The following is a 15,444-nucleotide window of genomic DNA, read 5'->3' as shown; positions in this document are numbered from 1 at the left end:
GGACTGATGGTCCCAGGAAAACATCAGCGCCGTTTGGTTTCTAGTCGAGTATCGAACGAACCGCCCCCGAGATGGCTGGCGCCGCCGGTCGGACGTTCATAAGGAAACCGGACTTACGAATATTACCTTGGAGTAAGCAGATTATTTGCCGTCAGTTAGACCAGCAGTCATGACCCGCGCGGCAGGCCCCCCGATCCCCGCCCGGAAACGGGCAGGGGTCGCCGGTTGCCGCGTTCCGGAGGGGTGCCGGGAGCCCTCCGGACATCAGTAGGTGAGGGACTGGCAGCCGAGGCTGGACACGCCGGTGCGCAGGACGCCCGTCCCGGCGCTTGAGACGCAGATGGTGTATTTTCCGCGGGCCTTGATGGGGAGCGCGGCCCGGTATCCGTGGTTACCTCTCACGTTCAGCGCCCGGTTCACATCCAGCCGGTAGATGTTGGCCGTGACGCTGTAGCTCTTGGAGCTCGAATCCGGTAACTTCACGGTGACGCGAACCGGGACGCTGCGGCTCGTGAAGCCCGGATCCATGGCCCAGCCGGTCGCCACGATCGACCTGTTGGTGCTGGTCCCGGCCAAGCGGACGGTGTCGAGGTAGCCCCGGACCGGGGCGGCCGGCTGCGCCAGGACATCCCGGCAGCCCAGCAAGGTGTTGCCTGCACTGAGCGGGCTGACTGAGATGCCGTAGGCGCACACGCGGTAGCGGCCGGACAGGGTGATCGGGATGCTGTTCTGGAATCCGTGGCTTCCGGTCAGCGAAAACGCGGCATTTACGTCCGGCCGGGTCCCGTTCGCGGTGAAGGGGTAGCCCCTGGTCTTGCCGTCCGGGCCCGTGACGTAGATATGCACGGCGTTGGAGGCCGCCGGTGTACCGGGTTCGTAGGTCCAGCCGGACGCCGTGATAACCGCCGACGGCGTCCTGGTCTGCACCACAATGGAGTCCACGTAGCCGACCGGCCGGGCAGCAGGGGCCGCCGTAGCGTTGATGCAGCCCAGGAAGCCGTTGCCCTTGGTCAGGGTGGCGACCGCGATTCCGGTGGCGCAGACGCGGTACGTTCCGGCCTTCGACACGCTCACTGATGTCTGGTACCCGTGCGAACCGGCGATCCCCATGGCGGCGTTGACGTCGCTCCGGGCAGCGTTGGCGGTGGTGGTCACTGTCTTGGTGCTGCCGTCCGGGGACGTGACACTCAGCTGCACGGGGATCGATGCCGACGGGACGCCGGCGTCGAAGGACCAGCCTGCGACGTCCAGCCGCGCCGAGGACCCTGCGTTGATGAAGGCCACGGAATCCAGGTATCCGGTGGGCGGGTCACTGACAGCCACCGGGACGTTGCGGCAGCCCAGGGTGGTGTTTCCGGCAGCAAACGGGGCGACGGGGACGGCGTAGGCACAGATCCGGTACGTGCCGGTCTCCGTCGCCGGGACGGTGATCGCAAACCCGTGCGTGCCGCTGACCCCCAAGGTCTTATTGACGTCCGGGCGCTGCAGGTTGGCGGTGAAGGCCTGGCCGGTGGTGGCCCCTGCGGGGGTGGTCACGTAGACGTGGACCGGGATCGACGCGCCTGCCTGGCCGCGGTCCACGGCCCAGCCCCGCAGCTTGATGGACGGTTTGCCAGATACCATTGCGGTGCTGACCTCATCGAGGGATCCTTCGGGTGCRGGCGTGCCGGCCAGGGTGAGGGTCCGGCAGCCCAGTGCTGTGTTGTTGAAGATGCCGATTGCATAGGCGCAGGCTTGATACTGTCCGGCCGCTTTGACGGTGATCGACTCCTGGAAGCCGTGGTTTCCGCTGATGCCCAGCGCCGCGTTCACGTCGGCGCGCGGCTTGTCCGCGGTGAAGGCGCGGCCCGTCGTCGTCCCGTCAGGTGCTGTGACGTAAACGTGCGTCTGGGTGGAGGTGGAGGCCGCCGCCGGATCCACCGACCATCCGCGGACGTTGATGGTGGCGCCGGACGAGGTGACCGCGAGGGCTGCGCTGTCGAAGGAGCCCTTCGCGGGCGCACCCGGCGGACGGATCGTCACGGTGGCCGCGGTGTTGCTGACAGCGTCAATGGAGACCTTGGTACCGGCGTGCGTTGTAAAGGTCTGGCCGGCCTGCCAGGCCTGGGTGTTGCTGTAGTAGCCGTTGAAGGCGGTCGCCCGGGTATTGGGAGGAAGCAGGATCGAGGAGTTGCCGCCGCCCTGCTGGGTGATCTTCACGCCGCGGTTTCCGTCTTGCGCAATGACGGCGTCGTAACCGACCGGGGTGCGGAGTTCCAGGAAGTACACCTCGCCGGATTTCGGGTCCGTGAACTTCGCTGCGCGGTTGGCACCTGCTCCGGCCCAAGGCTTGAGGTTCACCGTGCGGGGGGCCGATACCGTGCCCAGGTTGGCGATCTCGTTGCCGTTGCCGAACCGGCCCATTTCCCAGAAGCTGGCGCTGATTTCCGGCATGAGGTCGAAGTGCGAGATACCCATGAGGTCCAGGTTGTCGCCGTAGGTCTTGATGCTGCAGGTGGCATCCGCGAACCCGGCGAACGGCCCGGAGGCCACGTCCATGGCGCCGCTGCCGCACAGCAGGCTGTTGGCATGGTCCATGCCGAGGGCGTGCCCGAATTCATGTGCCAGGACCGGCGTGGAGAGCCGGCTGTTCTGCGGCATCAGGATGCGGCCGCCAATGTTGCCGTTGCTGTAGGTCATTCCCGCGGCGCCGTTGGTGAGGTAGGCGCCGGGGATGAACATGACCAGCGCCGTGTAGGAACTCTGCGTCCAGCCCAGCTCCTGGGAGATGATGTCCACGATCTGCGCCGGCGACTGCTTGGAGGTCGCGGCGGACTTGTGCAGCTGGCGCGAGGAGGCCAGCGCAATGTCCACCCGGCCCGCGGTGGCGTAGGCCCAGTAGCGGTTAGCGGCGCTGAGCGAGGCCTTCGCAGCAGCCATGGGGACGGCCGCGTCCGTTTCGGCTGCAGTCTTGTCGGCCAGCTGCACCGTCACCAATGTGGTTTTCAACGTGCCGGCCAGCGGCGCGCTGACGTAGGTGTACTCGGACTTTGCCCTGCCTGCGGGAGGTTCCGGGCGCACAAAGTCATCCACCTGCCCCTGCGGGCTTGGATCCGACACCGCCGGCACGGTGCCAGTCTGCATGGCAGCCGCCGGCGCCAGCGCTCCGGCGGACACCTGTCCGGCGGCCGGCACCTCGACGGCGGCCACGGCGGCCTGCGGCAAGGTTGCTGCCAGCATCACGGCGGCAATCACGGTTGCCGCTATGTTTAGTTTTCGCAAGATTGCTCGCTTAAGGGTGAGACCGCAGGTGGAGACCTGTTGGTGGGAGCGACGTAAGTTGCCTACAGCATAAACGGCAATCCACATCTGTCACCCCAGTAACTTTGATCTCCAGAATCACAACTGCATCACGCATTCTTTTGTCCAAGTTTTGGCGCAGTACCGGCGCACCATTTCGCCACCTGAAAACCGCGTGCCAAACTTAGCCGTGCTTCCTTCCGTTGCCGCGGTGAATACCGCCACCCGCAGGGTGCTCGCCGTCGCCGTCGGAGGCCTCCTGCTGTGGCTGATCATCGCCCTCCAACTGTTCGTCAACGTGGATCCGCTCAGCACGCACCGGACGGACGCCGTCATCATGCTCGGCGGCGCGGCGTCCGAACGTCTGCCGGTGGCCCGCCAGTTCCAGGCCGAATTCCACGTTCCGGTCCTCGTGATCTCGCACACGGACACGTTCGGCAATCGGGTGGCGGACGAGGCGTGTAATTCAGCAGCCTTCCCCAACGCGTCCGTCGTCTGCTTCCGGCCCCCGGACCTGGACACCCGCGGCGAAGCGCTGGCAATCTCCAACCTGGTCAAGGCCAACGGCTGGAAGTCCGTCACCGTCGTGACATCCAGTTATCACCTCACCCGCGCGGGGCGCCTGATTGGCCAGTGCACGACGGCGGACRTACAGATGGTTGCCTCACATCCGGACCTGGATTTGGGCCAATGGCTGCGGCGGTTTGTGATCGAAACCGGAGGACTGATCGACGCTTCCTTGCGGCCGGAATGCGCCAATCAGTGAGCGGAAATGTAACAATTGAACCTCAACCGGCTGAATTGGTTAGCCGGTTCGGGCATCTGACCGAGGCAAGGAGGGCACGCTGGAACACTCTCCTGACCACCCTCCCCCGTTGGTTGCCGCGCCCCGGCACCTGCGCAGGCGCCGCATGCACGCAGAGATCCCGGACGGCCTCCYGGTGCCCGGCGCGGTGCCGCTTCCGCTCAAGGAACCACTTGCCGAGGCTTCGGTCGAGCAGGATGCCCCAATTGTGGATGCCGGAACAGAGGACGCACCGGATCGGGACACTACAGGCCCGGCCGCTGAAGCTGCGGCCCAGGCTGCCGCTATCCGGGAAAAAGAAGCCCAGCAGCTCATCCGGGCCGCATCATATCGGCGCAAACGGCGTGTGGCTTTCTTGGCCATGCTCTTCGTTGTCATCGCGGTGCCGGCCATCGCGCTTGCCCTTTTCTTCGGCTGAACCCGGCCCACAGACCTTAATAACCGCTCGCACACCCTTGGGGAATGACCATGCACAGAATCATGCCGATCTTCGGAACCAGGCCGGAAGCCATCAAGATGGCGCCGATCGTCAGCGCGCTCCAGGAGTCTCCGCTCTTCCGCTGCATCGTGACGGTCACGGGGCAGCACCGCGAGATGCTGGACCAGGTCAACGAACTCTTCGGCATCGTTCCGGACCACGACCTCAACATCCTGCAGCAGGGGCAATCCCTCTCGGCCATCATGACGCGGACCATTGACGGGCTGGAGAAGCTCTTCGCCGGTACTCGGCCGGACGCCGTCGTCGTCCAGGGTGACACCACCACCTCCACCGCCGCCGCCATCGCGGCGTTCTACCACGGCATTCCTGTGATCCACGTCGAGGCCGGGCTGCGCAGCGGCGACCTGCTCTCGCCGTTTCCGGAGGAAGCCAACCGCAAGATCACCAGCCAGATCACCCGCCTGCACCTGGCACCCACCTCCACCAGTCGGGAAAACCTGGAAAGGGAAGGCATCAGTCCGGAGGACATCGTGGTGACTGGCAACACCGTGATCGATGCCCTCCTCGCTACGGTGGACAAGCAGCTCCCCTTCACGGACCCCCGGCTGGAAGAACTGGACGCGAGCGGCCGCCGGATCCTGCTGGTCACCACGCACCGGCGCGAAAACCAGGGCGAATCCATGCGCAACGTGGGCCGGGCGCTGGCCCGAATCGCCGACGCCGAGCCGGACCTTGTCATCGTGCTGCCCGCCCACAAGAACCCGGTGGTGCGCGAGGCCGTGCTTCCCGCGCTGGAGGGCAACGCCAACGTCCTGGTGACGGAGCCGCTGGCCTACGGCGAATTCACCCGGCTGCTGTCCCGGGCGCACATCGTCCTCACCGACTCCGGCGGAGTGCAGGAGGAAGCGCCCAGCCTCGGCAAACCGGTCCTGGTGATGCGGGAAAACACGGAGCGGCCGGAAGCCCTGGAGGCCGGGACCGTCAAGCTGATCGGCACGGACGAGGAGCGGATTGTTGCCGAGGTGAGCCACCTCCTGCACGATTCCGCGCACTTTGCCGCCATGGCAAACGCAGTGAACCCCTACGGCGACGGCAAAGCCGCCGCCCGCACGGTGGCGGCCATCGAGGAACTGCTCGGCGTCGGCTACCGGACGGCGGAGTTCAGCGGGGCTTAGCAGGCCGCCGACGCCGGGCAGCTGTCCCTGCTCGGCCTGCCGCGAGGCATCCCGAGCGAGGACGGGCGTTGCCTACGCCACTTTTGACGAATGAGCGGTCAAGCTCTTCCGGTTGGACGCCCGCAGCCGGTCCCGGATGGCTGCCCAGAGCCCGCTGAGGCGGCGGTACCAGTCGTGGGGTGGGTCGCCTGCCTCGCAGGCCGCTGCGAGTTCCCGGTAGTAGGTGTGCAGCCTCTCAGCACCCTTGACGCCACCTCCGTAGGCGTAGCCGGCCCACGCCCTGTACGGCAGCGGCCCTGGGTGCGCGAGGGATTTCCTCAACTCCAAGGCGGTGTGCGCCAGCGGATCCACCGAGAGGCCGGGTGTGGTGATTAGCTCGTCGAAACGGCCAGAAGCTTGTGGGAGAACACGAACATCCACCGATGCGTACCACCAGGAGAATAGGTGAACTCGCCGAAGACCGGGCCTGTCGGGCTGTCGAACATGTCGATGCTGACAAACGGCGAGTCTGCCTCGAGCGAGAGCCTCTGCGCCCACCACAGCATTTCGGGGGCGTTCACCGGAACCACCGGCACGCCAGGCTTCGCGGCATCGCCAAGAAGGTAGTCGGTGCCGAGTTTGAGCGGCCGGAAGTCCCCGCCGAAGAGGACTACCTTGACGGGACCGGAGTTGCGGTCGATCTGCACCACAAGCCCCACTTCGCCCTGGAAGCAGTAGAACTTGTAGTCGAAGGGGATGGCACCAACCCCCAGCGTATGGATGGCCAGTTCCTCAACAATCCAGTGTGGTTCCTTCCGCGTGAATGGTTCGGCCTTCTCCATCTGGATCTGCACGATCGATTCAAGGTTCAAAGCCTGCAGATTCATGTGGTCAAAGAACTCTTCAGGACYGGTGCGCTCCGGGATCATGACTCCACGGGAGGACCAGCCGTTGGCCAGCTTCAGGACGAATATGCCCGGGAGACCCTCACCGTTGAGGGAGTCAAGGTTCTCCAGTACCGCAAGCCGCTTGGGAACGCGCATCCCCAGTTGCTCGACTAAGGGATGCGAAATGATTGTGTGTGCCAGTTCCGAGCGGCGATCCGTCCCCCGTTGTCGGAATTCGCCGGCTACAAAGGCCAGTAACGGTGATTGTGAACTCGAACGGTCAAATCCTGCTGGACTCATGTGCTGTAAGCCTCATCCCCATGTGATGCTTGATGGCAATATCTATAGATAGTTAACTCTCAAATGCCACTAAGTCGCCAGTCTGGGGAGAGAAATCGGACTGGCCAAATCGTGGAACAATGGAATTTCAGCCGGGGGGAGGGAGTACTCACCCCGCCCGCAGCCGAAAAAAGTGAGAGTGGACGTGAGCGTGGACCGCAGGGACTTCCTACGGCTGTCGGTGGCGGCCTCAGCCGTTGCCGCCCTGGCCGCGTGCACGCCGGATACGGCGCCCGGTCCCAGACCGCCATCAGCCCCGAGCCTTACTCCATCCGCACCGATAACCCGCCGGCCCAAACCCGGATATGCCGGCAAGGGCATGGGCATGCCCCGCTTCGACGGATTCGGCTTCGAGCAGTTAAATTCCCTGGACCTGGACTGGTTCTACAACTGGGGACCGGGATACCCGCCCCTCCGGCCGGCATCGACCCACACCGCTGAATTTGTTCCTATGATCTGGGGCCGCGGGTCCTTGGAGCGGAACGCCATTGAGCAGGTGCGATCGGAGGTACCGTGGACGGGTGCCGAGTACCTCCTCGGCTTCAACGAACCTGATCATGACGGCCAGGCGGACATGTCCGTGGGCACTGCCATCAAACTCTGGCCGCAGTTGGAACAGTCGGGCCTCAAGCTAGGGTCTCCGGCCCCGGTCCAGGCACTAGGCGACTGGCTCAAGAAATTCATGGACCAGGCAGCAGCGAAGGACCTGCGGGTGGACTTCGTGACTATGCACTCTTACGCGCCGCCCAACGCGGACTCGTTCCTCAAGTCGGTACAGCAGCTGCATGAACGCTACGGAAAGCCTGTCTGGATCACCGAATTTGCCGTGGCCGACTGGAAAGCAACCGCGAAGTCGCCCAGCCGATTCTCGGAGAGGGAAATCCTGGCTTTCATGCGCGAGACCGTCGACGGCCTCCGGCAAATGCCGTTCGTGGAGCGTTTCGCCTGGAAAACACGGGCCCACGACGATCCCATCATGGGAGCCTCGGCACTGTTCCGGAGCAACGGGTCACTAACCGCCACCGGCGAGCTCTACCGGTCTCTCTAAGGGGTCCCATAAGGGGTCCCTCGAAAGCGCACACACGCCAGGGACAGCGGCCGACGGCGGTCACCGGGCCGGTCCCGTGGCACCCCTTCGTGCCGAAGAAATCCTGCGCAATTCCTGCGGTATTCCGTGAGTTTCCTGAATGCCGCCTGTGCTAGGTTAGCTCGAGCCCAAGTGCTGTGGAAGTCAATCACGTCCTCCGTCGCACTGTCCGCCGACACTCCGGTCCCTATCGAAAGGAACTCATGGAACGCCGTAAGTTTCTTGCCATGCCCCTGGCGGCCATGGCTGCCCCGGGCGCCCTGCTCGCCGCCAATGCTGGATCCGCACAAGCGGCTTTGGCCCCCACCGCCATCCCGACAGTCCCGGCCATCACCACGCCCGAGAACACCCTCAAGGGTTGCGGGCTTGGCGGCAAGGACGCTCTGGCACTCCAGCAAATCAAGAGTCTCAACCTGGACTGGCACTACACGTGGGGTTCGCACCCCAACGTCACTACCAACCCGCCCTTCGTCCCCATGATCAAGAGCGCCAAGACCATGCAAGAGCAGGACGCATTGGGTTACGTCACGCGCCAGCTGGCGGAGACGAAGACGAAGCACCTGTTGGGCTTCAACGAGCCCGATGTCACGGCCCAGGCGAACATGAGCGTGGACCAGGCGATCAGCCTTTGGCCGAAGCTTCAGGCGACGGGACTTCGGCTCGGCTCCCCGGCGTGTGCCAGCCCGGGCAGTGCCTGGCTGGCCGATTTCATGGCTAAGGCGAAGAACAAGGGCCTCCGTGTGGACTTCGTGACCACCCATGTCTACGCCTGGCCCAAGGCCGACGACTTCCTGAACAAGATCACCATGCTTCACGAGAAATACGGCAAGCCCATCTGGGTGACGGAGTACGCGGTGGCGGACTGGAATGCCACATCCACCAGGCCCTGCATCTACACCCGGGCCCAGACGGAGGACTTCATGCGCGCCACCGTCGCTGGCCTGCGCGCTATGCCGTTCGTCGAACGCTTCGCCTGGAAGACGCGGCCGGCCGGAGACATCAAGATGGGATGTTCAGCCCTCTTCCACACGAACGGCACCCTCACCAGCACGGGCAGGCTCTACGCGTCGCTGTAAGGGGGCCTGGAGCCTTCTGCAGCGGCTGGTTCCTCCCGGAGCCAACAAGTAGTCCGTTATCCCGACAGAGACCCCACCGGAGCGATTCATCCGGCGGGGTCTCTTCGCGTCGGCGCCGCCGGGACCGGCGGCGGCAAGTGCACCCGTCACATTCAACGCATCCCTGTCCGTCGAATGCATCCGTGGCGTTAAACGAACCGGCCCGGTCGGATGAAGTGAAATCATCTGACCGGGTCGGTTCCGTGCCTACCGGGAGGCTGTGAGTCCCCCGGGCTGGCGCTGTTCTAGTTAGCGGCAGCCAGGTCGAGCAGTTCGCTCTTGTGGCCGGCCGACACGATGTCCCACCCGGCGGCGTTCCACGTCTCGTGGTCCAGGACGTTGCGTCCGTCGAAGATGCGCTTGCGCGCGACCGCGGCAGACATTTCCGCGGGATCGACGTTGACGAATTCGTTCCATTCCGTGAGCAGCATGACCAGGTCGGCATCTGCCACGGCCGTGGCCAGCGAGTCGACGTAATTCAGCCGCGGGTACCGCTTGGCCGCGTTGGCATTGGCCGCGGGGTCGTAGACGCTGACGTCGGCTCCGCTGTTGAAGAGCCTGGCAGCTACRTCCAGCGCCGGTGAGTCACGGACGTCGTCGCTGTTGGGCTTGAAGGCGACACCGAGGACGGCGACGCGCTTGCCCTCTACAGTGCCGAGCAGCGTCTCCGCGACGTGGACCGCACGGTCACGACGGCGGAGGTTCACTTCGTCGACTTCGTTCAGGAACCGCATGGTGCTGTCCAGGCCGAGTTCGGAGACCCGTGCCTGAAGCGCCCGGATGTCCTTGGGCAAGCAGCCTCCGCCGAAGCCGATGCCGGCGTTGAGAAAGCGACGGCCGATCCGCGCGTCGAGTCCGATTGCGTCCGCGAGCGTGCGGATGTTGCCGCCCACGGTCTCCGTGACCTCGGAGAAAGCGTTGATGAAGGAGATCTTGGTCGCGAGGAACGCGTTAGCAGCGACCTTGACCAGTTCCGCCGTCTCGAAGTCCGTCGAGATGAACGGTGTATTGCGGCCGATGGCGTCAGCGTAAACCTCGCGCAGGGTGGCCTCGGCAGCGGCAGAGTCGGAGCCGATAACCAGGCGGTCGGGACGCAGGGTGTCCTCCACGGCGAAGCCCTCGCGCAGAAACTCGGGGTTCCAAGCGAAGTTGACCGTCACGCCGTCGCGCGATTCTTCGGCGACAAGGCCCTTCAGGCGACGTGCGGAACCCACCGGAACGGTGGACTTACCGACAATCAGGGAATCCTTCGTGGCGGCGCGGGCAATGGCTGCCACGGACGCGTCAACGTAGGTCATGTCCGCGGCGTGCTCGCCGGCCCGCTGCGGGGTGCCCACGGCGATAAAGTGGACGTCGCCGAAGGCGCCGGCCTCCTCGAACGAGGTAGTGAAGCGCAGGCGGCCGGATGCCGTGTGCTTGCGCAGAAGTTCGGGCAGGCCAGGCTCGTGGATGGGCAGTTCTCCCCGGCTGAGGCTGTCGATCTTCTCTTTGTCGACGTCGACACCCAGGACTTCAAATCCGAGTTCCGCCATGCATGCCGCATGGGTCGCGCCGAGGTATCCCGTACCGATCACGGTTAGTCGTAGTGTCACTAGTCCCCCAGTAGCTGCAAGTTGATTTCATTCCCTTGGGCGCAAACAGCGCATCCAAACGGGACCACTATATATCGGCAGGTCGAAAAAACAGATTTCGCGACCGTCGAACGTCGCAGAACGTGGTTCGGGCAGCCTTGCGCACAGGTCCCCCGCCTACGCGGCGCCCTCTGGAACGTCAGCGACTTGAGGCGATGTCCCCTCCTCCAGCGGACCCGAAACCCTGAGGATTATTGCGCTGCCACCGCCAATGGTCCTCACACATTTCGGCAAGGCCGCGTTTAGCGGACCATCCCAAGTCCGTCAGCGCGGCCGTGGGATCCGCGTAGCTAATGGCAGCATCTCCGCGCCGGCGAGGTGCGAACTCGTGGGCTACGCTCCGCCCCGCGGCCTTGCTGAATGCCTGGATCACGTCCAAAACGGATGACCCTCGGCCTGTCCCAAGATTCCAACGGAAGATGCCAGTCTTGCCACACAAGTAATCCAGCGCAGCCAAATGGCCAGCAGCGAGGTCCATTACGTGGATATAGTCACGCACCCCGGTTCCATCAGGTGTGGGATAGTCATTTCCGAAAACCATCACCTTGTCATGGCGTCCAATCGCCGCCTGAGCCACAAACGGCAACAAATTGTTCGGTGTACCTTGCGGATCTTCTCCTATTCGCCCCGATGCATGGGCACCGGCAGGATTGAAGTAGCGCAGCATCGCTAGACTCCAGCGAGGATCAGCGGCCGACAGATCGGAGAGGATGTTCTCAATCTGTTCCTTAGTCCGCCCATACGGATTGGTCGCATTCAATTGGGTGCCCTCATTGAGTGGGACTTCTTCTGCTGCGCCGTAGACTGTGGCCGATGAACTGAAAATAAGTGTGAAGACTGCGGCTTTTTCCATAGCGTGTAGCAGGTTCAGCGTTCCGACCACGTTGTTCTGGTAATACTTCAGCGGCTGTGCCACGGACTCACCCACCGCCTTGAGCCCGGCGAAATGAATCACCGCATCAAAATCAAACTCGGCGAAGACGCCGTTCAGCGACGCCACGTCCAGCAAGTCCACCTCCCGAAACTCGACGTGCCTGCCAGCTATCTCCTGGACACGCCTGAGAGATTCAACATGGGAGTTTTGCAGATTGTCCAGCACGACAACGTCGTGTCCTTTTTCGAGCAATGACAGCGTTGTGTGCGACCCAATGTAGCCGGAACCACCAGTGACTAGTACCTTCATCCGGTCAGTCTAGACGGTCCAYCCGAATGGATTGGCCGCGCTCATGACTTGACCGATTTCAGCCGTACTCGCGAACTCAAGAAGAGCAGGTCGTCACACACTCTCCCTTGGCGGGTGAACAACCATTTCGATCAGCAGGGACGCCGGCCCCCGTCCCCCCTTCCAACGCCTGCCGCCGGGCAGACTGGTCAGTAGGGCGCGTTATCCACGATCTCCTGAGCCTTTTCGCGCACCTTCTCCGGATCGGCCAGGACTCCCGCTCCAAGAAGTTCATTTGTCAGGATCATGGCGACGTCGTCGACGGTCGATCCAACTGGAATCGGATTGTTCTCGCCGGACGGGTCAAAGCTCTTCTTCAACCGCTTAACGACTTTGTCGAATCGTTCATCGGGCTCTTCAGCATGCATGCAAAGTTCCGCCTGTCTGTTGCGCTTCTCACCATCTTGCCATCTTGACAGTCGAGGGGTGGCCCGCATAYGGCCATACGGCCCATCGGCTTCAGTTTCGCCCTCGTCGTCCAGTTAGGCGACCGCGAATGAATCGAGGGGGGAGGCCCGGCAGTCCCAAGCGGGTGACTCTTGACCTGAATGGCGCAACGATGGATGCGGCCGGAACTACGCCGGAATTGCACTGGGGCAACGGGTCGCTATTAGCGCCACAGCCCTGCCGTAAGCACGGTGACCCCGCAGGGGTCCCCCGGGTGTTGGCCGCGATCAGCTCCACGGGGCGAGCTCGCCGTAGAGGTACTGATCGCCAACCAGGCGCCCAGCGCCCGGACTCACTCGCATGGACCCTGACAAGGGCCAGCTCGCACTGGTCCGATGCCTAGACCCTAGCCCAGATCGCCCTCTTGCTGGGGATTATGATGGCCAACGGTTCCGTGTGACTGACGCTGCGCAAAGTCGATTCCGTATGTGGGGTTACGATACGTAGCTGCACCATCCTCATGGGCGGAATAGGGTCAACCCCTCTACGGCGTTCCCGCCGCGGTGATCGAGGCGCTGAAGCCTACCAGGCATTCGCGCCAGGCTGGGTTTTCCTCGGCCTCAACGAAATGCTGGGCAATGACAACGCTGGCTGCCCTCGCGACCAGAGTCGCTTGCTGTCCTCAAGGAGCGGCTGCGAAAGTACCGACTGCTCTGGTGCTACACCCCGAATGGCAGCGGCTGATGCGTGTATCCAAATTCGTTGAGCCAGATATTAATGGCTCAAAGGACGACTCCGCCCCGGAAGGTGAGGGCGAGCTTGTCGTATCGGGTGGCGAACCCGCGCCATTGTTTGAATACATCGAACGCACGGCTGACGACGTTCCGGCGTTTGTAGGCATCCTTGTCCAGGCCGACGGGTCTGCGCCCTTACTGCCCCTCGATTTCGGTGGTCTCCTAATCGTTCCGGATTGAAAGCCTAGATTCCGCGCCGGCGCAGAAGTTCCCCGGTTGGCCCGGGCGGAGTACACCTTGTCAGCCAGAGCCCGGTCCGGACGGGAGCGGGCATGTCGTCGCCGAGGCTGGGCACTTCAGCGCTTTCGGGAGCATCGGGAAAACACCAATTTAGCCGGTACCGAGCAGGATGATCAGCGGACGCATCTTGCCGTCGCAGAGCGGAATCTTGGTGGTCAGCCCGCCGCGGGACCTTCCGATTGCGTGGTCAACGGACTCTCAGGTTGAAGATGGCGGTTGCAGCGCAAGCTCACCGGGAAGTGAGCTCGGTCAAGGCTCCTAGGCCTGTCATCAATGGATGGGTCAAGAACTTCCGTCAGAACAGAGGCACGGGACCTCCTCGTCGAAAGACACGCGCCCGAATTCACCACCAACCACGGATAGCCTGGTTCCCGTCGAGGGTGAATGATGCCATGGCGCAATCGTAGCCGGATGCGGAACACCACCGCGTGGCATGGCACGATGGATTGCAAGCGGGCTACATCAGGGCGAGGCGGTCCAGGACTTCCACTTCTGCGTTTTTCCAAATCGCAGGGTCAATCATTTGGCCGTACGCGTGGTTAGCATTTTCAATAATTCTCTTGCACATGTCAGGCCTGCTCTCGCAGTAATCAAATTTCTCTTGCAGATCGGCAAAACCGTTAGCGATTGGCACATAGTGCACCCACGGTTTGAGGAAATAATCCGGGAGGACTTCATAGCTGCATTCTTCTTTGAATGCAACACTTTGCGTCGAAAGAACCCAATAGAGGTTGGACGCAACGTCGTTTCCGTTGGGGCATAACATGTATTTGTGTTCAAGCTGTTCAGCGGGTCGCACGACGTCGCCGAGCACGCCAAGTTCGTCGAGCCAAGGTTTGGCTTCGATTGYGGAGGCCGGGCCCGTAAGCTTGAAGTCGAAGGCTTTCGAACCCTCGGAGAGCAGTACGGCCTTGATCCGGGAGAAGTGTGGCGCCAGTTCTTCGAAGGCCGCCGGGGTGTTGATCGACAACGCTCCAACACGCCGGTACGGATCAGACCATCGGCTCCCTGAGATTGCCCCACGCCAATAGACGACTGGCTTCTTGTCTTCGAACTGGAAGCCGTCCTCCACCCAGCCGCCATGTCCAATGCCTCGTGAAGGTTCGAAATATGAGCTCAGCCGCCACAAGACGGCGTGCCGACTTCCAATACGCCTGTTGTATTGGAATACGTTGAGATCTTTGCCCGTGAACACTCGGCTGTCAAATGCCCGCCCATCGTCCATGTCCCATAAAATAAGTTGTTTGGGGGCGGAGGGTAAGGATTCGATGAACTGGATATTTCTGTTGGACTTGTAGTCCAAGGTCAGGGAGTCCGGAGTTAGTTCCTCAACACCGAAGCTAAGTGTGCCGTCAATAAGCAACTCATTATGGTCAGGGTCATACCCGGCGAAGAGCCTGCTGGGTGGAACAATATTGGCGAGTTCCGTCAGTCGGAACGACTCGGTCGAGACCTGTGGCAGCATGAAGTCCGCTAAACTCATCAAAAATTCCTTTTAGGCGAGGATCCCAGAAACGGGGCCTCGTTATCATACAAGGCCAAGGGCCGCATAGGGATTGCGCCTATGCCTTTGGAGCTAACGACAAAAGCGCCCGCCCCACCAGAGTGGACGGACGCTGGGCGTTCACTTGTGTGGTTGTTCGCCGGCGCCGGCCCTCGAGTGCTCCTCATGGTTGACGTTTAGGACCTGGTGCCTTGGAGGCACCGGGGCAGGTCCAGTATGATTACTGGCTCCAGCACGGTCACCCCCAGATAGACAGGGAAGTACACGACGGGCTGCTTGCGGGGCTCCTGAACGCGGAACCAAAGTCTATGTAGAACATCGTGCATTAGCACCTCCTTGGAGGCCTTGGGGAGGGTGCCCCCGGACTATGAGTCAGGGGGCACGCGGGTTGTGGTTGCTGGGGTAATATCAGCGGATGCCAAGCTTGAGAAGCTATGACAACGCCCTCCTTGCGGCCATGCGCCTCAATGACGAGACGTGGGAGGTTTCTGGCGGCCTTGTCACCGAATCTGGCGACGTGGTTCCGGAGACTCTGCGACACGTTGACCGAACAGATAACCC

12 protein-coding genes and 1 pseudogene are annotated in these 15,444 nt (G+C 62.7%); 5 read left to right on the top strand and 8 right to left on the bottom strand.

Going from position 1 to position 15,444, the window contains the following annotated elements:
- Positions 1-264: 264 nt before the first annotated feature.
- Complete coding sequence (locus tag AC1DHX_RS18445; protein ID WP_476860317.1) at positions 265-3,261, bottom strand: hypothetical protein; 2,997 nt, start codon at positions 3,259-3,261, stop codon at positions 265-267.
- 229 nt (positions 3,262-3,490) lie between these two features.
- Between AC1DHX_RS18445 and AC1DHX_RS18440 the strand changes: the two genes are divergently transcribed.
- From AC1DHX_RS18440 to wecB, 3 genes are all read left to right on the top strand, one after another.
- Positions 3,491-4,045: a YdcF family protein gene (locus AC1DHX_RS18440; protein WP_476900331.1), complete on the top strand. Its 555-nt coding sequence runs from the start codon at positions 3,491-3,493 to the stop codon at positions 4,043-4,045.
- Positions 4,046-4,190: 145 nt separating this feature from the next.
- Positions 4,191-4,502 carry a hypothetical protein gene (locus AC1DHX_RS18435; protein WP_476900330.1) on the top strand — a complete coding sequence of 104 codons (312 nt, stop codon included), beginning with the start codon at positions 4,191-4,193 and terminating at the stop codon, positions 4,500-4,502.
- 50 nt (positions 4,503-4,552) lie between these two features.
- Positions 4,553-5,698 carry a non-hydrolyzing UDP-N-acetylglucosamine 2-epimerase gene (gene wecB, locus AC1DHX_RS18430; protein WP_476857280.1) on the top strand — a complete coding sequence of 382 codons (1,146 nt, stop codon included), beginning with the start codon at positions 4,553-4,555 and terminating at the stop codon, positions 5,696-5,698.
- A 72-nt stretch (positions 5,699-5,770) separates the two neighbouring features.
- Here the strand turns inward: wecB and AC1DHX_RS18425 are convergent, their stop codons facing one another.
- A complete protein-coding gene (locus tag AC1DHX_RS18425; RefSeq protein WP_476900329.1) occupies positions 5,771-6,049 on the bottom strand; it encodes a hypothetical protein in 279 nt (92 codons plus the stop codon).
- A gap of 20 nt (positions 6,050-6,069) precedes the next feature.
- Positions 6,070-6,720: an ATP-grasp fold amidoligase family protein gene (locus AC1DHX_RS18420; RefSeq protein WP_476900328.1), complete on the bottom strand. Its 651-nt coding sequence runs from the start codon at positions 6,718-6,720 to the stop codon at positions 6,070-6,072.
- 508 nt (positions 6,721-7,228) lie between these two features.
- Here AC1DHX_RS18420 and AC1DHX_RS18415 point away from each other — a divergent pair.
- The gene (locus AC1DHX_RS18415) at positions 7,229-7,951 is read left to right on the top strand and encodes a glycoside hydrolase family protein (protein WP_476857242.1); all 723 of its coding nucleotides are present in this window, start codon (positions 7,229-7,231) and stop codon (positions 7,949-7,951) included.
- A 242-nt stretch (positions 7,952-8,193) separates the two neighbouring features.
- Entirely contained in the window at positions 8,194-9,066 is an 873-nt protein-coding gene (locus AC1DHX_RS18410) for a glycosyl hydrolase (protein WP_476857241.1), read from the top strand.
- Positions 9,067-9,350: 284 nt separating this feature from the next.
- Here AC1DHX_RS18410 and AC1DHX_RS18405 read toward each other — a convergent pair whose 3' ends face one another.
- The 5 genes and pseudogenes from AC1DHX_RS18405 to AC1DHX_RS18385 all read right to left on the bottom strand — a co-directional run bounded on the left by AC1DHX_RS18405 (position 9,351) and on the right by AC1DHX_RS18385 (position 14,862).
- A complete protein-coding gene (locus tag AC1DHX_RS18405) occupies positions 9,351-10,697 on the bottom strand; it encodes a UDP-glucose dehydrogenase family protein (RefSeq protein ID WP_476857240.1) in 1,347 nt (448 codons plus the stop codon).
- 178 nt (positions 10,698-10,875) lie between these two features.
- Positions 10,876-11,919: a UDP-glucose 4-epimerase GalE gene (galE, locus tag AC1DHX_RS18400; protein ID WP_476857239.1), complete on the bottom strand. Its 1,044-nt coding sequence runs from the start codon at positions 11,917-11,919 to the stop codon at positions 10,876-10,878.
- A gap of 188 nt (positions 11,920-12,107) precedes the next feature.
- Positions 12,108-12,326 (bottom strand): hypothetical protein, encoded by a 219-nt coding sequence (locus AC1DHX_RS18395; protein ID WP_476857238.1) that lies wholly within the window; start codon positions 12,324-12,326, stop codon positions 12,108-12,110.
- 1,146 nt (positions 12,327-13,472) lie between these two features.
- A pseudogene (locus AC1DHX_RS18390) lies at positions 13,473-13,565 on the bottom strand (IS5/IS1182 family transposase); the annotation flags it as partial.
- A gap of 271 nt (positions 13,566-13,836) precedes the next feature.
- Positions 13,837-14,862 (bottom strand): glycosyl transferase family 90, encoded by a 1,026-nt coding sequence (locus tag AC1DHX_RS18385; protein WP_476900327.1) that lies wholly within the window; start codon positions 14,860-14,862, stop codon positions 13,837-13,839.
- Positions 14,863-15,444: the final 582 nt, after the last annotated feature.

The sequence above is a fragment of the Arthrobacter sp. 05N33_2 genome (genome assembly GCF_056397425.1).
Note: the sequence above shows the minus strand (reverse complement) of the source record. Positions and strands in the feature narration are given on the sequence as shown.

Coding starts and splice junctions, on each gene's coding strand:
- wecB (WP_476857280.1), top strand. CDS start 4,553: ATGCACAGAATCATGCCGATCTTCGGAACCAGGCCGGAAGCCATCAAG.
- AC1DHX_RS18415 (WP_476857242.1), top strand. CDS start 7,229: ATGCCCCGCTTCGACGGATTCGGCTTCGAGCAGTTAAATTCCCTGGAC.
- AC1DHX_RS18410 (WP_476857241.1), top strand. CDS start 8,194: ATGGAACGCCGTAAGTTTCTTGCCATGCCCCTGGCGGCCATGGCTGCC.
- galE (WP_476857239.1), bottom strand. CDS start 11,919: ATGAAGGTACTAGTCACTGGTGGTTCCGGCTACATTGGGTCGCACACA.
- AC1DHX_RS18395 (WP_476857238.1), bottom strand. CDS start 12,326: ATGCATGCTGAAGAGCCCGATGAACGATTCGACAAAGTCGTTAAGCGG.